The organism is Roseburia sp. 1XD42-34 (assembly GCF_009917385.1).
Taxonomy (GTDB): Bacteria; Bacillota; Bacilli; order Bacillales; family Amphibacillaceae; genus Virgibacillus.
Genome location: NZ_QWLJ01000011.1, coordinates 38,947 through 65,836 on the forward strand (window position 1 = coordinate 38,947; position 26,890 = coordinate 65,836).

Consider the following 26,890-nt stretch of genomic DNA (forward strand, 5'->3'; position numbering starts at 1 on the left):
TTTTGTTCATTTAACTCATCAATTAGGCTAATGATCAAGTTGCTATTTAAATGAGTACCTACCTTTATATTTTAAAGCTTTGGTTTTCCACTTCACCATTGAAGCCAATTTTTAATTAGTTGTTACATGTAAGCAGGCGCCTTATAAATGTCCGTTTCAAAATGTGCATTTTTGCTTGTCTAAACATATACACTTTCGCTTAAAGTGCGCTTCCCCTATACATCTTGCATCAATAATTACAACTTCACTTGGAGACCTCTGCTCGGATGATTTGACAACCAAAAGCTAGCTATTACAGGGGCTAGCTGACCGAACAAGGCGATTATGCTCGCCCCTCCAAAAGTTGTAATACACACTGGGGAGCAAAATATACACGGTTAAACGAGCATTCTTGTACGTACTTAAATTAGTATTTATAGGCGCTTGATGGGTGATTAAATGAAAGAGCAAACCAGATTAATATGGTATGGAGAGACTTATAAGTAAAACAAAAGCCTTAAGTATTATCTTCACATAACATAGATACTAATAATAAATTCGAAACTAAATACCTCTTTAAAACGTACAACGTAATACATGGATAGGAATGAATTCCAAACAAATCCATTTTTCCCATAACGATGTCACATTTCATTTCACAGAAAAAACTTCGCAATATACCACCATAAAGGAAGGAAGCTTTTATGTACCAACATATAGAAGAACCAAAACAGAAAATTTCACAACATGCAATTAACGTATGGCGTTTCACCAATACGATTGGACATTTTATTTTTTCAATCATTATAGTTGTATTACTTATCCTAAATGCCAATTTTGAATGGTATGGTTGGATTGGTTACGTATTATGGATATTACTGGGACTTGATATTATTTCTGCTATTTGGAGCGTGTTTTTTGAACCGATTCTACTGCAAAAGTATTGGCGTTACGGAATAAACAAGGATTTTGTTCAACTAAAGCACGGAAGATGGAATATGGAGCATCAAGCCATCCCAATGACGAAAATTCAATATGTCAGCTTAAAGCAAGGCCCAATTTTGCGTAAGTACGGACTATCTAGTGTTACCATTGGAACAATGGCGTCTACCCATGAAATCCCTGCTATACAGGAGGATGAAGCAAAAACCATTCGTGATGAAATCGCTGCACTCGCCAAAATTAGGGAAGTGGAGAGCTAATGGAAACGAATAAACGCATGCACCCAATGATGATGCTCTTATCCTTTATTGCTTCATTAAAAGATATTTTTTTCATGTTTATTTTCTTATTTATAATTCATTTTTCTTCCACGGCAACATGGGTCGAAATAGGTAGAATCCTTTTCTTTGCCTATCTTATTTATAAAGTTTTCTCGGTAATCGCAACGTGGTGGCGCACAACGTATAGTGTAAATAATAGCTTTATTGAAATAAGGCAAGGCGTTTTCACACGAAAACAGCATCAAATCCCTTTTGATCGTATACAAAATGTCCAGACAAATACACCATTTTATTTACGCCCACTTAACTTAACAGCACTTACATTAGAAACAGGCGCAGAAGATGAGGATTCATCATTTACTTTTACCGCTATCTCGAAGCAAGAAGCAGAACAGATCGAACATGTTTTGGATTATTATACAAAACAGCAAGCTCAGGAGCCAGAAGCAATACAAACATCCGAAACGGAAACTGCTAGTTCCAACACTCAACCTGTTATGCAAGATAAAAGAATCGTTCACTTTAACCCTACAAAAAAAGATGTTTTAAAAGCGTCTGTGTTATCCTTTAGCTACTTATTACTCATTCCTGTACTAGCTTCACTGCTCCGTAACATTGATGAAGTATATGACTTATCGGAAACAAGTGAAAAGATTTTTGACTTTCTAAGAGAATCATGGTTTTGGCTAAGTGTACTTATTTTTATGTTTATTATAATCACGATTGGGTTTGGATTAGTTCGCACCTATTTAAAGTATGGACGCTATGAGATTTCCTCTGACCAAGAGAGGATATATATTCGCAAAGGGGTGTTGAACGAGCAGCATTTTTCTATTCGCAAGCAAAATGTGCAAGCCGTTCATATTGAACAATCATTGTTAAAACGCATGCTTCGGATAGCAGAGGTAAAGCTAATCAGTGCTGGTGGTGTTGACATTTCCGGTGAAGAAATAAACTCGCTTTACCCCTTTTTACCAATAAATCGGGCTTACAACATGATTGAGGAAATACTGCCTGAATTTGCAATTAAAACAGGTATGGAGCAGCTGCCAAAAAAATCTTTAGTTGCACGAATATGTCAACTTCCATTACTTTGGATTATTGGTACAACCATTATCGTCATTTTCTTTCCAAAGTGGTGGCCTATCTCGATTATTTTGTTTCTGTTAACGGTTGCCTCAAGAATACTAGATTATTATTTTACCTGTTATTTGATTCACGGAGAAGTATTGCAAGTCCGAACAGGCGGTTTCTTTACTACAACTAGTATTACAACCCGCGAGAAAATCATTGAATTTAAGCTTGAACAAGATTTAATTCAAAAGCGCTTTGGCCTCGCAGATATGGAAACAACAAATCGTAGCAAACCCATTCATGTCAATTCCTTAGATAATATCCCTATTGACATGGCCAAACATACCTTTGCATGGTATACAGGTCGAAGCCCTAAAGTAGAGGGAGGATCATATGGAAAACAAGATCTATATAGAAGATAATTTTTTCTCAGCAGGAAGAACAACAATTAGGAACCATCATAATGAAAAAATCGGTGACTTAGATTTAAAAACAGCTTTCTCATCTAGTATTAACGTGTATGATAGTCAAGGCACAAGACTTGCAGAAGGAAAGTTTAAAAGCTTCTTTTCTAGTCAATGGGTTGTCATCGATGCAACTGCAGAAATAATCGGAACGTTAAAAGCGAACTGGTTTTCCTTTAAAAAAGAGTATACGTATACCGTAAAGAATGGACATAAATACACGATTACCTCACCTGTTTTCTCCAAAACATTCACCATGACAGATGAGCAGAAACGGGAAATAGTAGCTTCATTCACTCGTGTTAGTAGCTTTTTTTCTTCTCCTGCGTATGAACTTATAAACCATACAGATCGTTTATCGATGGAAGAATTCATTGTTGTCGTCATGGGCGTCAATGCGATTGAAAAGAGTCAAGCAGCTGCTAGTAGCGGGGGCGGCTAAAGAGCGTTGTCGTAAGCGAGACGACGCCTTATTTTACAGCGATTGAGGTTGGAGAAATTTCTTTCTTATAATAAGCCGCATGAATTAACGTACCTCCACGAAAGTTAGCAGAAGACTTTTGGGAGTAACCTACCCACCGATTTATGCGGCTTCTTGTTCAGACATTAAAAACGTCAAATCATGTTCATGTTAGCGATTTTTTACTGTAATAAAATGGCACGTGTCGCTTTTTGCTTGTATTCATGAAAATTTTTTCCTTCGAAGCTCACCTTATTCAAGCCCTTTAGCCAAGCTTTCTTTTCTCTGCTACTCGGTTTGACTGTCTAGACCGTTTATCAGATGAAGTTAAGTAAGCATAGACACCCCCTAAAAAGAAGCCGCCACCAACTATATTACCTACTGTCACAGGGATTAGATTATAAATGGCACCCAGCAAGGTAATCGTTTCCGGATGAGGTGCTGTTAACGCTAGCGAAAAAGTTACCATGTTTGCTACACTATGTTCAAATCCAGAAGCAACAAAACCAAACACTAAAAGCATCATCACTAATATTTTGGCACCATCGCCTTTTATATGCATCGGAATCCAAACGGCTAAACAAACGATTAAATTACATAAAATACCCCGAAAAAATAGTGCCCATATACTTAAATCCATCTTAGCAGCAGCTGTTTTCATTAAATAATGACTGTCCTCAGCTGAAGCATATAATCCTGTCCCTACAATTAATAGCGCAAAGAAAACTCCTCCGATTAAGTTTCCACTATAGCAAGCAAGCCAATTTTGCAATGTGTCCTTAACAGTTGTCTGCTTTCGTAGCGTACTCATCGTAAAATACATGGTATTACCAGTAAATAATTCCGCATCCCCATAAATAATCAGCACAAGGGCGACCCCGAAAAAAATGGAAGCCATTATTGTTGCAGTAGGTGAAGAAATATCAAAATATCCTTCTGCTAACCTATAGGATAGTATTAATCCTATCCCTACATATACTCCTGCTAACGCTGCTTTTAGCAAATATTTTATAAGCGAATTATTTAATAAATCTTTCTTTTTTAAAGCAAGGTTTACTGCTTGTTCGATTGGTTGACTTTCCATTATGACTACTCCTTTTGTCTTATGCTGTAATAAAGTAATTTAATGTGAAATAATTCACATTAATGCTATTAAAAATGGTAGTCCTCACGTATTTTAATAAAGTAAGAGGACTACATTATATCTATCTTCTATGTCCCTATTTAACATCCGTACTAATAAATAGTAACGTATATTTAGGATGAAGGAAAGATGTTTTTTCATACATATTGTAAATTATAGCTTTCTCAGCAATCAAACAGCTCAAGTGTTATTGAATTCCATCATTTCTACATTATAAAAGGAAGAGATGACTTACAGCGCATCGATATTTCCTTCCTTTAAAACAGGTACTATAGCTTAACCGTATCCAAAAATGCATCATAGTTGCTTATATGAAAATCTGCATCAGCTTGCTTATTTTGAAAGCTGCACGTCTTGATGCTTAATTCTTTGGCTGGTAACAAATCAATTTCCCGGTCGCCTATTGCAATATCAATTTGATATTTATTATGTAAATAAGCATAGGAAGAACTGTCTGGCTTACGTGGAAATTGGTCATCACTCGTCACCATATCCTTAAAATAAGCAGTCAATCCATGATAGCCTAAGATACGTTCCACATTTTCACGATCTTTATGTGTCACAATGACATTTGTCTTTGCTGACTGCAAAACTCCCTCCAAGCCGGGAAATGGTTCCACCTCCTCTGGCTTCATGTTATCTATAAGGCGGCGCACCTCTATCTCCTGCTCTTTTGTCATCTGGAAATATGCGATGGTGTGGGAAAAAGACTGCTTTAACTGCATATAAATTTCATTTTCAGTTGCCTTTTTTGCTAAAACTTGCTTGAAACACTTCGTGTAACTCGGATATGTATTAATCAGAGTTCCATCAAAGTCCCATAGTAAATGCATAATTTCTCTACGCCTCCTTTTCTTTACATAATGGTACCTATCCCCTTATAAGGGGGAGCCATGTTATCTAATACCCCTTTTCAAAATTAACGAGATTGATTGCTGGTATTTCCCCTTGGAGGTAATGTTGTAAATTTGGAAGAAAGATATCATCGATGACACGCTCATCATAATGCTCGGTTGAGCCCGCAGTATGGGGGGTAACGATGACATTTTCCATTTCCCATAGCGGACTATCCACAGGTAAGGGTTCGGAGGCGAACACGTCCAATCCTGCACCTGCAATCTCATTTTGCTGTAAGGCTTGAATCAAAGCTTCCTCGTCTACAATACCGCCGCGCCCAATATTGATTAGTATCGCCGAATCCTTCATCCTTTTAAATTGGTTAGCTGAAAACATATTTCTCGTTGCGTCGGTTAATGGTAATGTAATCACAACAAAGTCACATTGAGAAAGTACTTGGTCGAGCTGTTCTGGCTTGTACATTTGATCAACGTAATCGGTAGGCATTCCCGAGTGGCGTACACCAAGCACCTTCATTCCAAATGCTTTAGCGATTTTAGCTGTTTCCATACCAATAGCCCCAACACCAATAATTCCAATTGTTTGATGATGAATTTCCTGTTTTAAACGTGCATGGTACCATTTTTTCTCTTGCTGTTGCCTAACATAGGTATGAATTTTTCGAGTGAGTCCCAAAATTAGTGCAAAAATAGTTTCCGAAATGGGATAAGCGTGAACACCATTCGCACTTGTTACAAGAACATTATGTTGTTGTAACTTGGTTAATGGAAGGTTATCAATTCCAGCGCTCCATGTTTGTACCCACTTTAGACGCTTATTTTCGACAAATACAATAGGCTCGATTGCCTTTTTCCAGTGCAAGATAATTTCCGCCTCTTTTAAATCGCCCCTTACTTCTTCCAATTCCTTGTTCGCGACTACTCTCCAATTTGGAAGTGCTTGTTGTATCCTATCTACATGTGCTTCCTTTAAATCCATGTTCATAACTAATGTTCGCTTATCCATCGTATCCTCCTTCTCAAGTTACCTATTGTTTCCCTGCAAATTCTATTGCGTACAGATAAAGCAGAGATAGCTTATTTAAAACATTTTGTTAACCAGTTGCGTTTATCTATTGCTTAAAGCATTTCATTTTCCCCCTTCATGCCACAGCTTTAAAATTGGATTTCGTCTAGCGCTGTACTTCGCAACTGACCTTCTTTGAAATAAGGCTCTTGTTGTATTGTCTTTTTAGGAAAAATAAACGTCCAAGGCATACTGCACTTACCAGGAATAACCAATCTTTTATCAGAAAATGTTTCCGTTGCAATTGGAGTGTTTGCTTCGTAATAAGTCAATGTTTGATGATGAAGGATCCAATTTGTTTCCAAACCATTTTGAATAAGTACCGTTATTAATAAATCACCACGATGATTATGCACTTGGTTTAGTAATAGAAATGGGCAAAGTGGCTTGTCCATTTCATTTACTTGTTCAAAAACATGTTTTATTCTTTCTCTATCTCTTGCATCAATGGTTCTATCCCAGACCGCTTCAAAAATTAAGCGTTGCATATTCTCACCTCATTTACGCTTAGTATACCATTTTCGCGTGTCAATCGCTTACCATTCATGTACATATGCATATACCAGAAATGAGTATCGTACAGCCAAGGATCAGAGACTTGTTGAAAAACAGTAGTGGTACAAGCCATACTGGTTGAATACAATAGTATCGAAAAGACGAAATGGGGATAATAAGTCCATTATACTGCATTTCATCCCGTATAAGGTGCTGCAAGACTCCCGCTTCAGGAGTTGGATACCTGTACGGCACCAAGTCTAAGTGGAAGATAACAGCACCTAAATACCCTATTTCTTAAAACGGCTTTAGGTCATTATATCCTCGGGCTACTAACAAGCCGTATGGGATAAATGAATCCCCTACCGATAGAAGATCCACTTTATATCATTACTGTTTTATATACTGTAATCTAATTTGGACGAGCGAATAAAGAAGGTGATCAAATGAATTTTTTAGGTTATATCCTATTAGGTATTTCTTTATCAGCACCCGTGGGACCCATCAATGCGGCACAACTAAATAAAGGGATGCATCATGGTTTTATCCACGCTTGGTTAGTTGGATTAGGCGGAATGATTGGGGATCTTATCTTTATGCTGCTCATTTACTTTGGTGTAGCACAATTTTTAACGACACCATTCATGAAAACATTCCTATGGCTATTTGGCTTTTTCATTCTTGTCTATACCGGAATAGAAAGTATAACTGGAGCGAAAAAGTCGTTGCATGTCGATCACGCTATTCGACAGACGTCAAAGATGAAATCATTTCGTACGGGTTTTCTTTTGGCTATTTCCAATCCACTAAATATTATTTTCTGGCTTGGGATTTATGGTGCTGTATTAGCAAAAACAAGTGACTTGTACAGTAATTATCAGTTGTTATTGTATAGTAGTGGGATATTTTTAGGCATCTTTCTTTGGGATGTGATTATGGCAGGAGTTGCCTCTTCTTTTCGAAGATTCTTTCATGAACGGGTGCAATATTTCATTACGATTGGTGCTGGATTGCTGCTCATCGGTTTTGGATTATACTTCGGATATGAAGCAGTACTTCTATTAACGAACTAGTTGTCTATAGTGGCTCTTTCCACGAGAATTAGACAGGCTCAAAGTTCCGTCGATATCCACACTATTCACCTCCCTATTCATACATAGGCAAGCACCCATTTCTCATCCTTATCATACGTTATCACAAGAAGGAGGAAGTGGGAAAAATGAGTGTACTGTATGATAAACAATGGCTTGAACAAGCAATGGATAGACTACCTCCCTGGACACAGCCATTGTATAAAACCTTTAACGACATGCTCGTGGGAGATAATACGTACCCTTGTGTTCCTGCGAGACAAGGATTTTTGGAAAATCAGCTCCGCTTCAGTTTTATTTCCGACCCACGTGAAGAAAGGGCAGCGAAAGAGATCGCCACTGCATTAAAAACGTATGGACGCAATGCCCGAGAATTTGGAAACTACACTTCTTTAGCCGTATTTTTCCAAACACCTAAGGATATGTATACAACCTATACAGTGGAAGATTACCGTAATCTATTCTGGAACATCATTAATAAAGTCACCGCATACGATGAAAAATCCTGGCCAGCATCGATCCCGAAAAACCCTACACATCATGAATGGGAATTTTGCTTTGATGGCGAACCGTATTTTGCATTTTGTGCTACTCCTGCACATCAAAAACGGAAAAGTCGTTATTTTCCATGCTTTTTTATTGCCTTTCAACCGCGCTGGGTATTTGCAAATCTCAATAGAAACACAGCTTTTGGTAGAAAAATTAAAAACATCATTCGAAAGCGGCTTATAAAATATGACGGTATGCCTGGCCACCCAGATTTAAAGTGGTATGGACAGGTGGACAATCATGAATGGAAGCAATATTTTTTAAGCGATGAAGAGGATAGTCCGAGTAAATGTCCATTTATGCGAATGAGGCAAAAGACGAGTTCATTCTTTAAGTAAGATGAAACCCTCTAAGTATAAACTTTACTTAACTTGATAATTAGAATTCAGTGGAGCGGAAAGCTTTTTCTCCACTGAGTTTGTTTTCCATCACTGCTCTTTATTTTCCTTTAAACCCCAGATAGCTGCTAATGCATCTGGCATGATAAATGTTTCAGTAACTGCTCTTATGTTAAAAGCCCCACTGCTACACCACTCGTTTAAACAGAGTGTTCAAAGGGAAAGTCTGTACTGATCATACATCTCAAGCCTAATAGGATAGCTGCGCTGTCACTATTTCATTTGTTCCTTTTTCATATAGACCTTTTTCGTAAAAGAGGTAATGTCATACAACGAATTCCCCCACCCGCCTTTTCTAATTCCGATACATCAATCTCTAAAAAACGCTTATGCTTTAACTTCGGATGGGATTTTAACATCTGCTTCTGCGCCGCCTTACTGATTAATATTGTTTCTGGATCAATGTTTAAAAAGTTAATATCTGGAATTGTCTCGTACTTTTCCAGCCAATAAACAGAGAAGCCATGGCGGTTTAAAAACTGCTCAGCCATGTCATACCACTGTATTCCTGCCGCGTTAGTGAGCTGCACAGGTAAATAGCGCAGATAACTTTTAGCTACTATCAGGTCTTCACTTGCAACATTGCAATTCATATCTAAATGAAGCGTATCTGCTCGTCTCGGTAAGCTAATCACTCCAATTTCAGAAAAACCCGCTTGAAAGATATTTCCCATCATTTGCTCCACACTCTCAAGACTTGTTCGCATCCCAATATTGACAAGTATAGCATCTGAATTAAGTATAAGTACATCTCCATATTCCAGTGCTTTTAAACCTTGTTTAGCTTCTTTTATAAATACATCGGGAAACCAGTTATCCAACAAATCATGAACCTGATCATATTCAGGTTGCCGCATAAACGTTCCTGCGACTCCAGGAAGGATCTTATTGCCAAATACGCATGCTAAATCACGAACAAAAAACCGGTTAATTAACTGCTCACTTAGTTGTTGAGTATCTGATCCAAGGTGCTGAGAATAATCGATCGTATGTACACCTTCCTGTTGCAATGTCAAAATGAATGTATAAAAATTTTCCAGTGCTTTTTTTTGCTGAACCGGAGCATTCCATTGCACATTCTCTGCCACATGTAAGCTAGGAATACTTTGCTCAGAGGGTGAACAAACAAGCACCGTTTGCAGCGTTTCATGCTCAGACCAGCAACCAGGTTTATCTAATTGCAACATGTTAATCGCCCTTTCCTCTTAATGGTTATATGTTTGCCATTTTAAAAAAGGTTATGTGCCCAGCAAAAACATTCCCAATTTATACATGAAAACAATTAAACAGGAAAATCTATGATGGAAAATACTATTAAGGAGGAATTCATGATGCATAACATGAATCAACAAGGAAATCAGCAACAACCTGGATCTATGCCGCAACACCAATCAACCAACCACGGAGGGCACGAGCTATTTGATGCCCACGAAGTAATTGCAGGAATCATTAACATGCTCGATCAGTACCAAATGTACAATCAACATATCCAGGATCCAGAATTAAAAGATATATTACAACGTCAAACTGCTTTTGTAACTCAGGCTTACAACACGATTGTACAAGCATTCCAAACCGGCCAAGACCCCAATGTACCAACACAACAATATGAAATGCAACAAGATAACAACGTTGTTTACGGTATACAACCTGGGCAGCCGAAAAAGCCGAATGCCTCGATGAATGATATCTCCGACCAAGGTTTATCTGCTTACATGCTCGGAAACACGAAATCACTGAGCTCTTTGTTAGCTATGACAGCATTAGAAATAACAAACCCTGTACTACGTCGTGTGATCGCAGATACTATACCAAATTTTATTGAAATGAGCTATGAAATTTTTCTATATCAAAACAAAAATGGTTACTATCAAGTACCACAACTGGCGCAACAGGATATGCAACAAATGCTAAACAGCTATACAATTGTTCACCAAGGCAACCAATTACACTAATAACGGCAATTAAAACAGAAGGCGTCCTCAAAAAAGGGCGCCTTCTGTTCTCTATTTATTTGTAGCACCCATATCTAGCGGCTTGTAAGAGCAACTTCTTCCATTGAATTGCTCGTCTCGTAGATTAAATAATCCATTTTCAAGGTAAAAGGAGCATATGCCAAACACACTCTCTTCTACCTTATTTTTGTTGATACGAGGTCTTATGCTTTTTATTCCCTCTAGACATCGAAAATATGATGGTAGTCAATGAAAGACTAATAAACAATCCGCCCACAAGAGCATTTTGTTCCACGGCAGCTTGTTCAATGACAATACCACCGATGAAAGAACCAAACGCAATTCCAAAATGCAATGCCGAATTATTTAAGCTTTGCTGGATATCAGCTGTAGCGGGAGCTGATTCGATTAAATAACTTTGTAAAGCTGGCGTAATGGCCCAACTCATCATACCCCAAATAATCATCACCACAATAAATATTGGGAGCATAGAGGTTGTAAACGGAAGGATGAATATGGACAACGAAAAAATGGCAAGGGTTGTAAGCATTGTTCGCTTTGTACCAAACCGATCGGATATTGTTCCACCAACACCACCGCCACTAACAGCAGCGATCCCAAACAGAAAATATATCACACTTAGCCATCCACCACTAATGCCCATCGTTTCTTTTACAAACGGAGTAAAATAGGCATAAAGAATCGTATGTCCGGCCATAAATAAAAAAGTGGTCGAGTGAGCTGAGAAAATTTTACTTTCTTTTAATGAATTGATTTGCTCCTTGATTGGTACTTGCGGTTTAGGTGGTACCTTCTCCATCAAGAAATACACACCAACCATTGATAATAAGGTTAACAAAACAATAAACAAAAACGGCGCTCGCCAGCCAAACGCATTACCAAGTACCAGCCCAATGGGAACACCTAGTACAATGGAGCCGCTAATGCCCATTGATACAAACCCAATGGCACGTCCACGGTGTTTCTCACTTCCAATATTAGCAGCGATCGTTAAACATAAAATAATGAGCAAAGAACCACTTGCTGCAGATAGTATTCGCCCGATAAATAATACGCTATATACAGGGCTAAGTGCTACAATTAAATTACTAAAAGAAAAAAGCAGTAAGAAAATGAGTGTGAGACGCTTTCTTTCCACTTTTGCTGTGGCAATCATTAGTAGTGGAGCTGTGATTGCAAACACAAGTGAAAAAATGGTAATTAACAGCCCCGCCTTCCCGAGAGTGACATTCAAGTCTGCTGCTACTAAGTCTAATATTCCTCCAATGATTAGCTCTACCATTCCCACTACAAAAGATACAATAGTTAGTAAATATACACGTTTATCCATACGACGACGCCTTTCTTATAAATTCATAAAGAAACAATTTCACAACCAACCTAACCACACTGAAACACACAGAACTACGAACAAAGGCGAAAGCGCCCGGTTAGCAACGTAGCGTCTGGAGCGAAGCAACGAAAGTTTTAGGAATCATGGTGAGGCACGAACCAATGATGACTTATCGGAAGGCAATGAAGTGAAGTCGCTTAGTTGCTGGGCTCTAAAGCCAGACGTGACTATTCCGTTATATCGGTATCCCCACACCAGAATTTTCATAACTTTCTTATCTCTTTAAAAAAGACCGTAATGTTTAGAATTCGCTGAAAGGTTTATATAAGTATAAACGCGCTGTCATCCCTCCTCATGACACGATGAGAAAAGAATGAAGCGCGACATGTTTAAAAGCAAAATCGTTTCCCTAGCAGATGGCAACCTTACACTGAAAGGAATTTCCACCATTCCTATTATAACAGATAAACGATCAATTGCGACGTAACAACACTATGATTTGCTACAAATCCCGTTTAATGAAGCTCTGGCCAGTAATCTTTATTTGCTTCCATTAAATCATCAAGCAATTGTTTTGCTACTGCAGCACTAGGAACTGTTTGTGATAATGTCAATGCTTGCCATAGTTTTTGATAAGATTGTTCAATCCATGCTTCCACTACTAATTTTTCAACAGCCACCTGCTGCTCCATGAGTCCTTTTTGGAAGGTAGGAATTGTGCCTATCGCTAGCGGCTCATAACCATCTTTGCCAACTATACAAGGAATTTCAACCATTGCGTCATCAGGAAAATTCTGTATAGCACCTTTATTTTCCACAATAAGGAGCATTCTTTCTTTCGTATTAAATGCTAAAGCAGTTGCTAAATCGACGATAAACTCTGCATGAATACCGACTGCTAGCTTCGTACCTTTGGAGTGACCATTTTTTTGAATTTCTGTACAAGCCGAAAACACTTCTGTCTCTCTGCCATCAATTACTTCATTCGCTCGAGTATAGTTCGGATTTGTATGCTCCACTACATAATCTGGATAGAGATAATATTTTAAATAGGTATTTGGTATAGTAGTAGGTTCTACAGCAACTAAGTTCCTAGCGAATAAGTTCGTTTCAAACCAACTATCTTTATTTTCTGTTGCCATGCCTTTTTCCCCATTAATAAAACCATACTTCTTCATATGTTTTATTAATTCAGGAAGCAATTCTTTTCCGGATTTATCCTTAATAGATGTATACCAACCAAAGTGATTAAGACCATAATAACGAATATCTAAATCCTTCCGAGAAGGTACACCAACAATTTCAGCAATGCTATGCTCCATTCCTATTGGCATGTCGCAAATGTTAATTACTCGAGAGTTTGGACGTAATCGACGCGTTGCTTCAGCCACTATAGAGGCTGGGTTAGAATAGTTTAACATCCAACAATGAGGTGAATATTTTTCCATATAGTCAATATTTTCTAAAACACCGCCAATGGATCGCATTCCATAAGCTATACCGCCTGGACCACATGTTTCTTGTCCTACACAACCGTGCTTCAATGGTATTTTTTCATCCAATTCACGCATTGGCAATTTACCAACTCGTATATGCGCTAAACAAAAGTCTACATCGGTATATGCTTCTTCAGGATCTGTTGTAGCCACATATTCAATTGTTGGATCTTTTTCTTTGATCAAAATCTCACATGCTTTAGCAACCTTATTCTGTCTTCCTTCGTCATCATCGTACAGCTTAATTTTTCGTAAAGGTAAGCGATTCAAGTTGTCTAACAGCATCAAAATAATCTCTGGAGTATACGTACTACCTCCGCCTGCAATAACTACAGATAATTTGTTTTTCATGCAACGTCCCCACTTTCATAAAAGTAATATTGCATAAGCATATGTACTTTAGATGAAAAGGAAGTTCAGTTCAATTATGTTATTGTCCTAGACTTAAAGTACCGGTGCTTGGTTGCATCTTTAGGTTATCAACAAATATCCCTTTTCTCAATTAAACTTTTTCCGCTTGATTAGGAAGGAAACTAGCGTAAAAAAATGTATTGCACTATGTCAATCTTCCCACTTAGTACCTCTTTTGTTAGCCCTTTAAAAAAATATGAGTTTTACAAAAATATTTTAGCGCTTAAAAATTTGTTGTAAATCTATGAAAAACATGCTATTCTATGAATGACTAAATGAAAACGGATACAAAAGGCGGTTGGTTTTTTTATGGAGACAAGTAGTAAAATAATTTTTGATTTAGCGATGCGTACAGCAGATATGATTGTTAACATGTTTGGCGATCGCTGTGAGGTTGCCGTACATGACTTCTCAGACCTACAGCATTCCTTAATTCACATTGCTGGTAATATTACTGGTAGACAAATAGGGTCACCTATTACGGATCTTGTTCTAAACGAATTAACTAAAAAGCAAGAAGATGTAGCAGATATACCCAACTACAAAACGCAATCCAAACAAGGTAAAGTAATGAAATCAGCTACTGTGTTTCTCCGGGATAATAATGATAAAATTATTGGCGCCTTATGTATGAATTATGATATTAGCCTGCTTATAGAGCTAGGCGGGGAAATTGACCAATTTATCAACTTTCAGCAAGAGAAACAGACGACAGAAAATTTTTTCAATTCGGTACAAGATGTGATCCACGAAATGGTCGATCAAGTAATCCTCGATCATAAAAAAGCCCCTTCTGAAATGATTATTGATGAAAAAATAGATTGTGTACGAAGTTTAGACGAAAAAGGAGTATTTTTAATGAAAGGAGCGACCGAATATGTAGCACATATGCTAGGCGTTTCCAAGTTCACTATCTATAATTACCTCCACAAAGTACGCACAATGAATGAATATCAGCTAGAAGGACACAAAGGTTGACTAGATTAACAACTTATCAGGCTTAAAAGTTTGTTTTTATGGATACATAAAACAGACGATGGTTCCTAAATGTATAAAAGTAAATGAAAATTCCCGCAACAAAGTTATTTTGGGAAGGCAATTATTGTTCAATTGTGAGCAAACAAAGGGGCCATAAAACTATCACTTCAACACTAGTTAGTCTGTACAGCACTCTAACCATACTGTGTAGTAATCAGTTGCTAATTTTCAAGGTGTTCCATGCCTAGCGTTTCAAATTTACAAACAACCATAAGCAAATAAATAAGGCAACTCCAAAACAAACATCATGAGGTGAAAAGTATGGAAATTATTAAAGGAACATTTTTACTAATTTTAGTGTTAACTTTTTTTACATTATTCAGCTATAAAGCACCTAGAGGCATGAAAGCAATGAGTGCGCTTGCAAGTGCTGCGATTGCTACATTTTTAGTTGAAGCATTTCAGCGCTACGTCGGTGGCGATTTGCTAAACATTGAGTTTTTAGGTGAGGTTGGCGATGCAGCCGGAAGTATGGGTGGTGTCGCAGCTGCAGCTCTTGTTGCACTAGCTATGGGAGTTTCTCCTGTATACGCATTAATGCTAGGAGCCTCCGCTGCCGGATTAGGTCTGTTGCCCGGATTTATCGCCGGTTATCTAATCTCATTTATTGTGAAACAGATGGAGACACGGGTTCCAGATGGGCTTGATTTAATTGTTGCTATTATTGTTGCCGCTCCCCTTACAAGACTCGTCGCTGTCATGGCTGATCCCGTAGTGGATGCAACATTGCTTAATATTGGCGGTATTATTACAGAAACAACTACTGCTAATCCAATTATTATGGGAATTATATTAGGTGGGGTTATTACGGTTGTTGCTACTGCGCCATTAAGCTCCATGGCATTAACGGCCATGCTTGGTCTTACTGGCGTCCCTATGGCAATCGGTGCCTTAGCCGTATTTGGATCTTCCTTTATGAATTTCGTCTTTTTCCATCGTATGAAGTTCGGTGACCGAAAAACAACGATATCTGTTGCTATTGAACCACTGTCGCAAGTAGACATTATTTCTGCCAATCCGATACCCGTTTATGTAACTAACTTCCTTGGCGGTGCAACTTCTGGTGTTATTATCTCTTTGGCAGGACTCGTAAATGGAGCAACTGGTACAGCAACTCCAATTGCAGGCTTCGCTGTGATGTATGGGTTTAATGATCCAATGAAAGTAACGATTATTGCACTACTTTGCGCAGGATTCAGTGCATTGTGGGGTTATCTTGGTTCACAAATATTTAAGAACTTTAAAATTCGTCGCGTACATGAATTAGCTGAAATGAATGGGTAACTGATATATATTGGAAATTCGTTATTTCGTTAGTAACTATACGATAACAAAAAAAAAAACGATGAGGCGGTGACACATATGAAGTACAATTCTGTTTTCGATATTATTGGTCCTGTTATGATTGGACCTTCCAGCTCACACACGGCTGGAGCAGCAAGAATCGGCAAAGCAGCCAGAAATTTATTAGGGGAGGAGCCAACTTGGGCAAAAATTCATTTGTATGAATCATTCGCTAAAACACATAAAGGACATGGAACCGATTTCGCCTTAGCAGGTGGTTTACTAGGCTTCGAAACAGATGACCCACGCATGGATCAATCATTAGAAATCGCAAAATCGAAACATATGGATATTACCTTTATGGAGGACACTGCCGCTGTAGACCACCCTAACACTGCCCGGTTAATCGTCGGCAATGATCATACCCAAGTAGAATTAGTTGGTGTATCTATTGGTGGTGGAAAAGTTGAAATCACCGAATTAAATGGGTTCGAGCTTCGTTTATCCGGCAACCATCCTGCGCTTTTAGTGATGCATAATGATCGCTTTGGCGCTATCGCTTCGGTAACAACCATATTAGCTAAGCATGAAATAAATATCGGTCATATGGAAGTTAACCGAAAAGACGTTGGCGATGCAGCTTTAATGGTCATTGAAGTTGATCAGAATATTCAAGAAATCATTATGAGAGAATTGCGTGAGGCAGCTCATATAACTAATATTTGTACGATTATTAGCTAACCTTTACATGTCTAATCGTGCCAAATAGCAGTTACGTTTAACAATGATGTTAGTCATGGAGTTGCAAATTACGGACTTCTCACACCGTGAAAGGATAATAAAAAACATAGGTTAGCCAAACCTTTAATACATTTAATGGAAGAAAGGAGTTCGTCTATGTTTCGAACAGTAGCAGAGCTAGTGGAAATTGCTGAAAAAGAAAACATCTTCATTTCAGAAGTAATGATTCGTCAAGAAATGGACGTAAAAGAAAAAACGCGTGAAGAAGTTATGGCGGAAATGGAAAAAAATCTCGAGGTAATGGAAAACGCCATTGAAGAGAGTTTACAAGGGGTGAAATCCGTCACTGGTTTAACAGGAGGAGACGCCGTCCTAATTCAAAATTATATGAAAGAGAAAACACCACTATCCGGTCAGCTTCTTTTAGATGCAGTGAGTAAAGCAATGGGTACAAATGAAGTAAATGCTGCAATGGGGACGATTTGTGCAACTCCTACAGCGGGAAGTGCTGGTTGTGTTCCAGGGACGTTATTTGCCGTCAAAAATCAGTTGAACCCGACTCGTGAACAAATGATACGCTATTTATTTACCGCTGGGGCTTTCGGCTTTGTTGTTGCTAATAATGCGTTTATCTCCGGTGCAGCAGGAGGTTGCCAAGCAGAAGTAGGCTCAGCTGGGGCCATGGCTGCGGCAGCTATCGTGGAAATGGCGGGAGGCACAGCCCAGCAATCTGCTGACGCATTCGCCATGACGTTAAAAAACATGCTCGGCCTTGTTTGTGATCCCGTAGCCGGACTTGTAGAAGTTCCTTGTGTAAAGCGAAATGCAGGCGGCTCAGCACTTGCAATTGTCTCTGCTGACATGGCGTTAGCTGGCGTTACAAGCAGAATTCCTTGTGATGAAGTAATTGGAGCCATGTACCGAATTGGAAAAACGATGCCCTCTGCTTTAAGGGAAACTGGAGAAGGCGGACTTGCCGATACTCCAACAGGTCGCTGGTTAAAAGAGAAAATATTTGGTTAGGGATTTATTGCATATTACTCTATAAGTAAAAACCATTAAGAACAAAGGCGAAAGCGCCCGGATAGCAAAGTAGCAACTGAGATAAAGGAATCATGGTGAGGATACGAACCAATGATGACTTATCGTAGGGCGCTTTCGTGAAGTCGCCTAGTTGCTGGGCGCTTGCGCCGGACGTGACTATTCCATTATATCGTTATCCCAATGCCAAAATTTTTATACTCCCTCTATATACCAACGTTTTCTCTTGTTTTCTTCGTTTTTCTTAGAATTTCATTTTATCTTTTACTCATCAACGATATGTAAGACCGTGTAAACATAACTTTTCATGTAGAAGGGTGCACTTAATAAGCCACCCTTCTCTTTTTGAAAAAAACGGGAATTTTCATTGCTATGATTGCACCTTCTCATCCCACCATACTCATGGCGACAAACCCTCCCACACCTCACAGCGTCTTCGCGCGCATACATTCCTTCGTTCAGTCTATCCATGAAGTGGGGGCGGCTTTGCTTTCTTATCTTGTAAAAAATAAACATCCTTGTTATCACCAATAATTTACTTATATCTCGACGAAGGTCATAGTCTATTTCTTTGCTGCTTCTGTTCCTGTTTAAAGGCTTTATGTACCATTTTTATTTCAGAATGAATAGGCTGAACCTCTCATAGAGACTCAGCCTTCTTTTTTATTAAAACTGATCAGTACTATAAACAAATGCATTCAGCACCGTATTTTTAGGATCGTAGGTTTCCAGTATCTTTCCATAGCGTTCGCGATAATCATTGTCTACTTTCATTTGTGGGATAACCTTGGTTCCTTCTTCAAAGAAATGCTTCGACCCCCGACCCATTTCTTTTCCTCGTTTCGTATGCTTGTCTAGTGCCACATCCATAATTTCCGGTTTTTGCCCCATCGCAAAACCTTTAATAATAATATTTTTTAAAAAGTCACTCGATCTGTCCTTTTTGCTTTCACATAAGATCCGGATGGCGTGGATAAAATACATTGGCTGGTCACCATCATTATATGGGAAGTTTTTACGCATTTCGTTTAAATTTTGTACGTGAATCGCGGCATTCAAATTACCAAATCCGATATCCTCAACAGAGATAGTCAATAATCTTCTCCACATTCTATCGAGTAATTGCGGGGAGCTAATATATAGTTCATAAGCATACGCACAAGCTTCCTCTACCATCGCTCTGCGGATAGATTTTTGTAAAGATGAAACGACTTCATCTACCTGTAAATTATTTCTTGTTTTCGTTTCTGCCCATACATTATAGGTTGCACTCATGTCTAATTATCTCCTTCATTATATAATCTATTTATCTTATCAGTTTAATAGGGTTTTAACTTATTTTGCCTGATGAATTTCCATTAATTCTTGCACTAATATTTTTATCGTTTCTGCATTCATGAGCTGATCTTCAGCATGCACGAGTAGTAATGTTACTTGTGGCTCCAATTCTTTCATTTCATCAGATAATGCAGAGGCATGCACATGATGCGCCTCAGCAAATTCATCGGCACCTTCTTGTAATTTTTTTTGCGCTTCCTCCACATTACCTTTTTTTGCATCTTCTAAAGCCATTAAATAATTCGATTTAGCAAGCCCTGCACAGGTAATAATTTTCATTGCTATCTCTGATAATCGCTCTACTTTGGACATAAATTATGCTTTCCCTTCCTCATGCATTTTGAAAGCTTGTTTCAAAGCCTCTTCACCATTCGCCATGGCATAAGTTCGTGGCTCTACAGCAGCAACCGGAATACCTAAAGTTGCTTTAATAGAATCAACCGCATAGATAATTTGTGGACCAACTAAGCAAATGTCCCATTTTCCTACTTCTTCATTAATAGCATTGTTCGATCTTGCTTCTACGACTACATCTAAATTTTGTGCAGCTGCAGCCTTGTTCATTTTATCCACTAAAATTGAGCTGGACATTCCAGCATTACATACTAATAATATGTTCATTTCGTTCTCTCCTTTTAAAAAAACTTAGAACTTATGGAAAAAGCTTCCGTTTTTCCTCTACTATAATCTACTACAGAATAATTACAAAACTTACTCTATATAATGTTTGTTAAAAAACGATGTCGATAAGGCGATAATTTTCTCTAAAAAAGCTTCTTTTCCATCTGCATCTAATAAACTGGCGATGGAGTCCTGATCTAAAGCTAATTGCTGCATAAAGTGAAACAACGTGCTTACATCATCATCCATTTTATTTTCAATGGCTAGCAAAAACACCATTCTAATCTTTTCTCCTTTATGCAAGAGAGGCTTTTTCAGCACCGCTACATGAACGGTTGTTTTATTGGCAAATGAAGACAATGGGTGTGGGATCATAAAATGCTTCCCAATCGTTGTTGGATAATTTTCCTCACGTTGGATAACATCCTTTACATACCCTTCTAAATCTTGAATACGGTGATGTCGTTTTAATTTCTGTGCCATATTTTTAATTAGCTCGTCAAACGTCCACTGTTCTTCCTCATAGATATCAACAAATTCTTCGCTGAACATGCGTAATATCAGCTTTTCATATCGATTACTATTTTTGATTTTGTGGATTTTATTCGTAAGTGAATAATAATCACTTCGCTCAGGAATTCGCTCAATAACATGGCAAGGAATAGCTTGATCAAGATTTAAAATATTCGTTGTAATAATTAAATCCACTTGTTGACTTTCCACATAATTGTCTAATGCGATCAATGGCAGGCATGCAACGACCTCCAAATGATTCCTAAAGTTACTAGTGAGCCAATTTTGAATAATATCATTAATCCCCATACTCGTATCACTAATAACAATCGTCTTCAAACGGTTATTATTTTTTCGTAAAAATATTTCAATATAAATCGCAATATAAGAGATTTCATCATCTGCTAAATATTTCTCTTGATAACGATATACAATATGAACAATTAACATGGCTACTTCATACGAAAATGGATAACGTTTTTTTATATCATTAATGATTGGATTGGATAGTTCATAATTCGTATCTAAACGGCGAAGCATATATTCCATATGCACTTTCAGATTTTCCATCGTTTCTACGCTTTCTTTTAAATCGATACTATATTTATCCAATACTTCTCTACGAAATTCATTTAAAATGGTTAGTGCTGTTATACTAATATTTTCTTCTAACGAATTCGAGTTTGTTGGAATTTTAAGGGACCAAAAAAACCGATTGAGACTCGTTTTATCTTTTTCCTTTATATCTATGCCTGATTTCACCAATTCCTGTAATAAAGAACTGACATTTCCATTAAAATAGGACTGTACATCAGACTTTATTGTAAATCCAAATCGATTCCTTAACACGGTGAGATAAATAGCACCAACCATCATTTCAAACGATTTGTCATCTATAATGAGCTTCTGGGAGGCTAAATAATTTTTCATTTTTATTGTTAATAAATCAAACTCTTTTTGATCAAAGTGACCATTTACTAACAGGTTGACATCTGTTAAATAATCGGGCTTGTCCGATAAAATAAGCTCCTTTAAGATTTTAAACAACAAATACCTAATTTCTTCCTCTGTGACAGAAAAATAAATTTGATTATGCTGGATTTCCATTGGCTGTATTTTATACTTTGTTTCCAAGAGTTGTCTTATTTTACTTAAGTCCTTAAAAATCGTTTGTTCGGACACGTAGAGCTCATCCGCTAATTGAAAGCAATCCTGCTCTTTTAAAAACAGCACCTTCCCTAAAACAACATATAAACGTTGTTCCTGATTTTGAAATCCTTGACGCTGTATGGTGGTGGTAGGATTCATAAAAGCTGTTAAAGTCTGTATATATGCAGGCAAAAGATAATAGCCTTTTTTATTCGAAGACAAAATGCGCAACGATTCATGAATTAACGTTTTATTGATGGAGGCAATATCGTTTCTTACGGTTCTTGTGGATACATTTAATTTATCAGCTAATTTCGCGCCAAAAATACCATTTGGATTTTTTAAAATCAACTCAATGATTTCCTTTTGTCGTTCCGTAAACATCGATATCACCTGCTTGGTATCTTTATTTTACTAAGTTTTCCTAATAAACACGCATCTTATAAAGCGGCACTTAAACTGTTTTTTCGCTCTCTTTTTTTATCTCATTTGCTTCCATTGCTTTAAAGAATGGCAAATAGATAAGCGTCATTAAAATTAAACTAATGAAAACAAATACAACTGCTCGCCAATCCAATGTCATGAGGAAAGCTCCTACGCCAGGTGGTAAAAATCCTGGTGGGTTAGCAATTGGCATACCCATTAGACCAGATGTCATGCCAAAATAAGTTAATGTCGTAACAATAAGTGGACCAAAGACAAAAGGAATAAACATAAATGGATTTAGTATGATTGGAGCGCCAAAGATAAGCGGCTCGTTAATTCCAAATAATGAAGGAATAATGGACACTTTACCAATCGCATTTAGGTTTTTCGCTCTTGAACGCATCATAAGCAATACGAGCCCTAATGTAAGGCCAGAACCGGACACTTGTAATATGTTATAGTATAACCCAAATGTAAAGATATGGGTTACATCAGCACCTGCTGCATAGTTGGCAATATTTTCCGCTTGATATGTGATCGCAAATGGCGCCCATACAGCAGAAGTAATCGCTGGACCGTGTAAACCAAAAAACCAAAGAAATTGCGTTAGAAGTATAACAATTAATAAGGATGGCAAGCTATCCATGGAACTAATTGCTGGTGCTAGCACATTCATAATTACTTGCGGAAAGGCAACCTCTCCTAAACTCGTTGATAAAATAGCTATGGTAGAACCAAGCAGAATATTAACAATCATTGGGAATAAATTACTAAAGCTATCTCCTACCATTTGTGGTACGCTGTCTGGCAATCGAACAACCATTTTTTTCTTAATCATAAAGCGAGTTACTTCAACGCTTAAAATAGCAGATATAATACTAACGAATAACCCTTGTGCTCCTAAATAAGTCATATCAAGTCCATTTTCCGTAACAACACCGCTCAGAATCACATGTATAATTACAGCTGTAATCCCATATTGTGCGGAATGCATCGCATATTTCTTCGCCAAGGAATCAGCAATAAAGAATGCAGCATAAACGGATAACAAACCATTTGTAAACTTATCTGGATACGTTAATTTATCAATATGGTTAGCAAAAAACTCATGAATAGGGCCGCTTTGGAACATGTTCATAAATGCAATTGGCAAAATAAAAAACGAACCTATAATGATAATTGGAACAATTGCAATCATTCCGTCTTTTATTGCTTGTAAGTGCTTCTGTTGCTCCACTTTATTCGCAATCGGCATCAGCCATTTCATTAAAGTGGACTGAAGTTTTGAGCTGTTCATGGGGACCTCCTGTTTGTGAAGTATTTTTCTTGCTTGCTATAGCTTAACTATAATTGAAAACGGTTTTTACCAGCAAATAAACATTTTCCGCCATGCTAGGAAACGGCATGACATGTTAGCCTTAAAATACTCCCAACAGTTGCTTTGTTAGCTTCCCTCATCTAAAGTAAAATAATCGACTAAAACTATAAACTGCAAAGATTCATATTTCTATAAAGAAATCCACAAGCCCCGGTTAAGCAACATAGTGAATGGAACGAAGCTACAGAGATAAAGTGAACCTCCAATTAGTGGGGTTTTTTTCATTCCCGTTGGTGGTTAACTCAGCGAATCAGGGATTTAGGTGCTGTTGGACTGTTATCTCCTACTTCGACTTGATAAGCTCACATCATTTATTTTGAAGCCGGAGCGTGGAGCGTAGTACCTTTTTATGAGATAAAGGAATTATGCCCCTGCAACCAGGGGGTATGCCGACGTCAGGCGGCAAGCCCGTTTTTAGTCGGCCTTCCCCTTAGTGACGAACCGATGATGACCTATCATAGGGGGCTTCGTAAAGTCGCATAGTTACAGGACGATGAAGCCAAACATGACTAGTTGGTTTTTTTATCCATAAGCACATCATTTTATGCTTTCCTAATCTTTGAACAAAAAGTCAAAAAACTTGTTGAAAATGTCTAGCCACAAGGGTTACTTATAAGGTGAAACGGAGATTCCGTCAGTAGAAGTTTTCCTCGCGAGAACAGAACAAATTAGCATGGCAGGCGTCCTTATTCTCCTGTGAACAGCTTATTGCCTTCCCGTGCAACTCAAAGATGGTCCCATCCCATGTTGTCTCCTGTTTAGTACAAATCCTGTTAGACGCAAGATAAAGAAAAAACACTAAAAAACAGAACATACTAAAGTCGAGTGCCCTTTTTAGATGATAACTTTTCTTGTCTTCACACAAAAAAATCAGAACCATATACAGATTGTATACTTACCCTAAACAGATGCATGCTATTTTCCGAGTAGTAATTGACATCGCATCATGCTATAGTTGCGAACAAAGGCGAAAGCGCCCGTTTAGCAACGTAGCAACTGGAACGAAGCAACTAAAGTTTTAGGGATCATGGTGAGGATACGAACCGATGATGACTTATCGTAGGTCGCTTTCGTGAAGGCGCCTAGTTGCTGGGCTCATGCGCCGGACGTGGCTATTCCGTTATATCGTCCCAAAGCCAAAATTTTTATACTTTCTCATCTCTTTAAAAATCAAAAACAGACCTGTTTGTACGTAACAGATCTGCTTTTCATTGTAAAACCAATTCCTTGGGTTATTTATCTAGCACACTTTATATCCGTTTTTTTCCACGCTCACTTCCTCCAAAATCCTTTTAGTTTATAACCTTTTCTTATCCGTTTAAATTGGTTCTTCTTCCTGATATGGTACTATCACTTATCATTCATTTATCCCCAACCTTCGGAACATGCTTAAAGATCTCGCCAGACTCAAAAAACTCAATTAACCGGCTAATCCAGTTCAAATAATCGAGTGAGCCTTTTATCTCCTTTAGTAAATTATCCAATTGCGCTTCTAGCTCTTCATTTAGCGATCCTTCTTCCTGCAAATCAATCAACTTCTGGTATAAGCTATGCTCATGCAATCTACTTTTAGTAATAGTCTTGCGCCAATTTGCAGTAAACAGTGCGATGAATGTCTGGTAATAATCATTTTCTACTTTAATCAAGTCTTTGCGGACGCCCTTAATAAACACTTTTTCTGCTAAGTTTAATTCTATCATTTCACGAACAACTTGGCTCATCCGCATCTTACTCATACCCATAGCTTCAGACAATTGCTCAAGTGTCATCGGATCTCGATTCAATGAAACAATACCAAATACACGCCCAACCGTCTTTGAAACGCCAAATGTATACACATTGTCCGCGATCTTCTCTACAACTTGATTTTCTAATTTTTCAATTTGATTTGGCAAGTTTTCCATACCACTAACTCCTTGAACAAGTTCTATTGTACCAGTAAATATACCATAGTTTATTTTAAAAACAAAAAGACAAATAGACAGTTAACAGAAGGAAAACGGAGCAATTATATGAAATATCTAATATAAAATGTGTAAAATATATTTTTTACATATGTTATACTATATATAAGCCCATTTGCAGTTTTTATTTCAATATTCCTTATCTTATAATAAGTTTCAGGTGACTAATGATAAATTAAACGTGGCGGAATTTTTTAAGTATAGAGAAGGGGGTGCTTTGTTTTGCTTCAATTCGAACATGTATCAAAAGTATACGAGGGCGGAACAAAGGCAGTCGACAACATCAACTTAAACATAGAAAACGGAGAGTTTATTGTATTTATTGGACCAAGTGGATGCGGTAAAACAACTACCATGAAGATGATTAATCGCTTAATTGAAACAACAGAAGGAAATATTTACATTGATCATGAAAATATTAAGGACAAAAACATCGTTGAACTCAGACGATCTATCGGGTATGTAATCCAGCAGATTGGCTTATTTCCTCATATGACTATCGCAGAAAATATTTCACTTGTACCTAAGTTATTAAACTGGTCTGAGGATAAGCGCCGGGCACGCGCAGAAGAATTATTGCAGTTAGTAAATATGGATAAAGCATATTTAGATAGATATCCTAACGAATTAAGTGGTGGTCAACAGCAACGTATTGGTGTATTACGTGCTCTTGCCGCTGACCCACCACTTATTTTAATGGACGAGCCTTTTGGAGCATTAGATCCAATCACGCGTGATGGATTACAAGAGGAATTTAAAAAGTTACAACAATCGCTAGGAAAAACCATCGTCTTTGTTACCCATGATATGGATGAAGCTATTAAACTAGCAGATCGAATTGTTATCATGCGTAAAGGGAAAATTGTACAAGTAGGAACGCCACAGGAAATTCTCAGTCAGCCTGCCAATGAGTTTGTTGAAGAATTCATTGGAAAACATCGCCTTATTGAATCACGACCTACCCTGCAAACAGTTCAACAGATTATGAATGACAATCCGATTTCCATTAACGTGGATAAAGCAATATCCGAAGCGATTCGAGTCATGAAGGATCATAAAGTAGATTCCCTATTAGTGGTCGATGATCACTATGTTCTGCAAGGTATGATTGATATTGAAATGATTGAACAAAATAGGAAAAAGCATGGTAATGTAAAAGATATTATGGAAACCGCAATTTACAAAGTGGAGCAGCATGCGTTATTACGTGATACCATTCATAAAATATTGCGTAATGGATTCCGCTATGTCCCTGTTGTCGATAAAGAAGACAAGCTGATCGGGATTGTAACCCGCGCCAGCTTAGCAAATATTGTTTATGACTCTATTTGGGGAAACGGCAATGGTGACAGCATATAAGCAGTGCTTCTATAGTTAGTAA

At 37.8% G+C, this 26,890-nt stretch carries 24 protein-coding genes; 11 read left to right on the top strand and 13 right to left on the bottom strand.

Annotation, left to right across the window (positions count from 1 at the left end; translation table 11 throughout):
* Window positions 1-683: 683 nt before the first annotated feature.
* From D1839_RS08295 to D1839_RS08305, 3 genes are read left to right on the top strand one after another with little or no spacing between them, the layout of a single operon-like run.
* Entirely contained in the window at window positions 684-1,181 is a 498-nt protein-coding gene (locus tag D1839_RS08295) for a PH domain-containing protein (protein WP_120379492.1), read from the top strand.
* A complete protein-coding gene (locus D1839_RS08300; RefSeq protein ID WP_120379491.1) occupies window positions 1,181-2,698 on the top strand; it encodes a PH domain-containing protein in 1,518 nt (505 codons plus the stop codon). The genes D1839_RS08295 and D1839_RS08300 overlap by 1 nt, the downstream gene beginning before the upstream one ends.
* Window positions 2,670-3,182, top strand: a complete 513-nt coding sequence (locus D1839_RS08305; RefSeq protein ID WP_120379490.1) for a hypothetical protein — start codon at window positions 2,670-2,672, stop codon at window positions 3,180-3,182. Before D1839_RS08300 ends, D1839_RS08305 begins: the two co-directional genes overlap by 29 nt.
* 283 nt (window positions 3,183-3,465) lie before the next feature.
* On the opposite strand, the gene D1839_RS08310 is transcribed toward D1839_RS08305, so the two are convergent.
* From D1839_RS08310 to D1839_RS08325, 4 genes are all read right to left on the bottom strand, one after another.
* Window positions 3,466-4,284 carry a formate/nitrite transporter family protein gene (locus D1839_RS08310; protein ID WP_120379489.1) on the bottom strand — a complete coding sequence of 273 codons (819 nt, stop codon included), beginning with the start codon at window positions 4,282-4,284 and terminating at the stop codon, window positions 3,466-3,468.
* Window positions 4,285-4,613: 329 nt separating this feature from the next.
* Window positions 4,614-5,177 (bottom strand): HAD-IA family hydrolase, encoded by a 564-nt coding sequence (locus D1839_RS08315; RefSeq protein ID WP_120379488.1) that lies wholly within the window; start codon window positions 5,175-5,177, stop codon window positions 4,614-4,616.
* A 67-nt stretch (window positions 5,178-5,244) separates the two neighbouring features.
* The gene (locus D1839_RS08320; RefSeq protein WP_120379487.1) at window positions 5,245-6,207 is read right to left on the bottom strand and encodes a D-2-hydroxyacid dehydrogenase; all 963 of its coding nucleotides are present in this window, start codon (window positions 6,205-6,207) and stop codon (window positions 5,245-5,247) included.
* 149 nt (window positions 6,208-6,356) lie between these two features.
* Window positions 6,357-6,755 carry an SLAP domain-containing protein gene (locus D1839_RS08325; RefSeq protein ID WP_120379486.1) on the bottom strand — a complete coding sequence of 133 codons (399 nt, stop codon included), beginning with the start codon at window positions 6,753-6,755 and terminating at the stop codon, window positions 6,357-6,359.
* Window positions 6,756-7,208: 453 nt separating this feature from the next.
* Between D1839_RS08325 and D1839_RS08330 the strand changes: the two genes are divergently transcribed.
* Window positions 7,209-7,835: a LysE family translocator gene (locus D1839_RS08330; protein ID WP_120379485.1), complete on the top strand. Its 627-nt coding sequence runs from the start codon at window positions 7,209-7,211 to the stop codon at window positions 7,833-7,835.
* A 146-nt stretch (window positions 7,836-7,981) separates the two neighbouring features.
* Window positions 7,982-8,740: a YqcI/YcgG family protein gene (locus tag D1839_RS08335; RefSeq protein WP_120379484.1), complete on the top strand. Its 759-nt coding sequence runs from the start codon at window positions 7,982-7,984 to the stop codon at window positions 8,738-8,740.
* 293 nt (window positions 8,741-9,033) lie between these two features.
* On the opposite strand, the gene D1839_RS08340 is transcribed toward D1839_RS08335, so the two are convergent.
* Window positions 9,034-9,987, bottom strand: coding sequence for an arginine deiminase family protein (locus D1839_RS08340; protein ID WP_120379483.1), 954 nt, complete (start codon window positions 9,985-9,987; stop codon window positions 9,034-9,036).
* A 141-nt stretch (window positions 9,988-10,128) separates the two neighbouring features.
* Between D1839_RS08340 and D1839_RS08345 the strand changes: the two genes are divergently transcribed.
* Window positions 10,129-10,755 (top strand): spore coat protein, encoded by a 627-nt coding sequence (locus tag D1839_RS08345; RefSeq protein ID WP_207710035.1) that lies wholly within the window; start codon window positions 10,129-10,131, stop codon window positions 10,753-10,755.
* 181 nt (window positions 10,756-10,936) lie between these two features.
* On the opposite strand, the gene D1839_RS08350 is transcribed toward D1839_RS08345, so the two are convergent.
* Together D1839_RS08350 and D1839_RS08355 are read right to left on the bottom strand one after the other, a co-directional pair.
* The gene (locus D1839_RS08350; protein ID WP_120379482.1) at window positions 10,937-12,106 is read right to left on the bottom strand and encodes an MFS transporter; all 1,170 of its coding nucleotides are present in this window, start codon (window positions 12,104-12,106) and stop codon (window positions 10,937-10,939) included.
* 518 nt (window positions 12,107-12,624) lie between these two features.
* Complete coding sequence (locus D1839_RS08355) at window positions 12,625-13,956, bottom strand: 6-phospho-alpha-glucosidase (RefSeq protein WP_120379481.1); 1,332 nt, start codon at window positions 13,954-13,956, stop codon at window positions 12,625-12,627.
* Between the two features lie 369 nt (window positions 13,957-14,325).
* On the opposite strand from D1839_RS08355, the gene D1839_RS08360 reads away from it, so the two are divergent.
* From D1839_RS08360 to sdaAA, 4 genes are all read left to right on the top strand, one after another.
* Entirely contained in the window at window positions 14,326-14,994 is a 669-nt protein-coding gene (locus D1839_RS08360; RefSeq protein WP_120379480.1) for a helix-turn-helix transcriptional regulator, read from the top strand.
* 321 nt (window positions 14,995-15,315) lie between these two features.
* A complete protein-coding gene (locus D1839_RS08365; RefSeq protein WP_120379479.1) occupies window positions 15,316-16,338 on the top strand; it encodes a PTS sugar transporter subunit IIC in 1,023 nt (340 codons plus the stop codon).
* A 78-nt stretch (window positions 16,339-16,416) separates the two neighbouring features.
* Entirely contained in the window at window positions 16,417-17,079 is a 663-nt protein-coding gene (sdaAB, locus tag D1839_RS08370; protein ID WP_120379478.1) for an L-serine ammonia-lyase, iron-sulfur-dependent subunit beta, read from the top strand.
* Between the two features lie 156 nt (window positions 17,080-17,235).
* Window positions 17,236-18,102 (top strand): L-serine ammonia-lyase, iron-sulfur-dependent, subunit alpha, encoded by an 867-nt coding sequence (gene sdaAA / locus D1839_RS08375; protein WP_120379477.1) that lies wholly within the window; start codon window positions 17,236-17,238, stop codon window positions 18,100-18,102.
* Window positions 18,103-18,786: 684 nt separating this feature from the next.
* On the opposite strand, the gene D1839_RS08380 is transcribed toward sdaAA, so the two are convergent.
* The 6 genes from D1839_RS08380 to D1839_RS08405 all read right to left on the bottom strand — a co-directional run bounded on the left by D1839_RS08380 (window position 18,787) and on the right by D1839_RS08405 (window position 25,449).
* On the bottom strand, window positions 18,787-19,395 hold the full coding sequence (locus D1839_RS08380; RefSeq protein ID WP_120379476.1) for a hypothetical protein: 609 nt from the start codon (window positions 19,393-19,395) through the stop codon (window positions 18,787-18,789).
* A 60-nt stretch (window positions 19,396-19,455) separates the two neighbouring features.
* Window positions 19,456-19,770, bottom strand: a complete 315-nt coding sequence (locus tag D1839_RS08385) for a PTS lactose/cellobiose transporter subunit IIA (RefSeq protein WP_120379475.1) — start codon at window positions 19,768-19,770, stop codon at window positions 19,456-19,458.
* 3 nt (window positions 19,771-19,773) lie between these two features.
* Window positions 19,774-20,079, bottom strand: coding sequence for a PTS sugar transporter subunit IIB (locus D1839_RS08390; RefSeq protein ID WP_120379474.1), 306 nt, complete (start codon window positions 20,077-20,079; stop codon window positions 19,774-19,776).
* Between the two features lie 90 nt (window positions 20,080-20,169).
* Window positions 20,170-22,125 carry a BglG family transcription antiterminator gene (locus D1839_RS08395; RefSeq protein WP_120379473.1) on the bottom strand — a complete coding sequence of 652 codons (1,956 nt, stop codon included), beginning with the start codon at window positions 22,123-22,125 and terminating at the stop codon, window positions 20,170-20,172.
* Between the two features lie 70 nt (window positions 22,126-22,195).
* A complete protein-coding gene (locus tag D1839_RS08400; RefSeq protein ID WP_120379472.1) occupies window positions 22,196-23,464 on the bottom strand; it encodes a PTS sugar transporter subunit IIC in 1,269 nt (422 codons plus the stop codon).
* Between the two features lie 1,442 nt (window positions 23,465-24,906).
* Window positions 24,907-25,449 carry a GbsR/MarR family transcriptional regulator gene (locus D1839_RS08405; RefSeq protein WP_120379471.1) on the bottom strand — a complete coding sequence of 181 codons (543 nt, stop codon included), beginning with the start codon at window positions 25,447-25,449 and terminating at the stop codon, window positions 24,907-24,909.
* 282 nt (window positions 25,450-25,731) lie between these two features.
* Here D1839_RS08405 and D1839_RS08410 point away from each other — a divergent pair, with 282 nt between their 5' ends.
* The gene (locus tag D1839_RS08410) at window positions 25,732-26,868 is read left to right on the top strand and encodes a betaine/proline/choline family ABC transporter ATP-binding protein (protein WP_120379470.1); all 1,137 of its coding nucleotides are present in this window, start codon (window positions 25,732-25,734) and stop codon (window positions 26,866-26,868) included.
* Window positions 26,869-26,890 lie beyond the last annotated feature (22 nt).

Bases quoted from the DNA above. Each gene is read 5' to 3' on its own strand.
- sdaAB (WP_120379478.1), top strand. From the start codon at position 16,417: ATGAAGTACAATTCTGTTTTCGATATTATTGGTCCTGTTATGATTGGA.
- D1839_RS08380 (WP_120379476.1), bottom strand. From the start codon at position 19,395: ATGAGTGCAACCTATAATGTATGGGCAGAAACGAAAACAAGAAATAAT.
- D1839_RS08305 (WP_120379490.1), top strand. From the start codon at position 2,670: ATGGAAAACAAGATCTATATAGAAGATAATTTTTTCTCAGCAGGAAGA.
- D1839_RS08300 (WP_120379491.1), top strand. From the start codon at position 1,181: ATGGAAACGAATAAACGCATGCACCCAATGATGATGCTCTTATCCTTT.
- D1839_RS08295 (WP_120379492.1), top strand. From the start codon at position 684: ATGTACCAACATATAGAAGAACCAAAACAGAAAATTTCACAACATGCA.
- D1839_RS08390 (WP_120379474.1), bottom strand. From the start codon at position 20,079: ATGAACATATTATTAGTATGTAATGCTGGAATGTCCAGCTCAATTTTA.
- D1839_RS08345 (WP_207710035.1), top strand. From the start codon at position 10,129: ATGATGCATAACATGAATCAACAAGGAAATCAGCAACAACCTGGATCT.
- D1839_RS08315 (WP_120379488.1), bottom strand. From the start codon at position 5,177: ATGCATTTACTATGGGACTTTGATGGAACTCTGATTAATACATATCCG.
- D1839_RS08400 (WP_120379472.1), bottom strand. From the start codon at position 23,464: ATGAACAGCTCAAAACTTCAGTCCACTTTAATGAAATGGCTGATGCCG.
- D1839_RS08335 (WP_120379484.1), top strand. From the start codon at position 7,982: ATGAGTGTACTGTATGATAAACAATGGCTTGAACAAGCAATGGATAGA.
- D1839_RS08330 (WP_120379485.1), top strand. From the start codon at position 7,209: ATGAATTTTTTAGGTTATATCCTATTAGGTATTTCTTTATCAGCACCC.
- D1839_RS08355 (WP_120379481.1), bottom strand. From the start codon at position 13,956: ATGAAAAACAAATTATCTGTAGTTATTGCAGGCGGAGGTAGTACGTAT.
- D1839_RS08325 (WP_120379486.1), bottom strand. From the start codon at position 6,755: ATGCAACGCTTAATTTTTGAAGCGGTCTGGGATAGAACCATTGATGCA.
- D1839_RS08360 (WP_120379480.1), top strand. From the start codon at position 14,326: ATGGAGACAAGTAGTAAAATAATTTTTGATTTAGCGATGCGTACAGCA.
- D1839_RS08320 (WP_120379487.1), bottom strand. From the start codon at position 6,207: ATGGATAAGCGAACATTAGTTATGAACATGGATTTAAAGGAAGCACAT.
- sdaAA (WP_120379477.1), top strand. From the start codon at position 17,236: ATGTTTCGAACAGTAGCAGAGCTAGTGGAAATTGCTGAAAAAGAAAAC.
- D1839_RS08350 (WP_120379482.1), bottom strand. From the start codon at position 12,106: ATGGATAAACGTGTATATTTACTAACTATTGTATCTTTTGTAGTGGGA.
- D1839_RS08405 (WP_120379471.1), bottom strand. From the start codon at position 25,449: ATGGAAAACTTGCCAAATCAAATTGAAAAATTAGAAAATCAAGTTGTA.
- D1839_RS08395 (WP_120379473.1), bottom strand. From the start codon at position 22,125: ATGTTTACGGAACGACAAAAGGAAATCATTGAGTTGATTTTAAAAAAT.
- D1839_RS08385 (WP_120379475.1), bottom strand. From the start codon at position 19,770: ATGTCCAAAGTAGAGCGATTATCAGAGATAGCAATGAAAATTATTACC.
- D1839_RS08340 (WP_120379483.1), bottom strand. From the start codon at position 9,987: ATGTTGCAATTAGATAAACCTGGTTGCTGGTCTGAGCATGAAACGCTG.
- D1839_RS08310 (WP_120379489.1), bottom strand. From the start codon at position 4,284: ATGGAAAGTCAACCAATCGAACAAGCAGTAAACCTTGCTTTAAAAAAG.
- D1839_RS08365 (WP_120379479.1), top strand. From the start codon at position 15,316: ATGGAAATTATTAAAGGAACATTTTTACTAATTTTAGTGTTAACTTTT.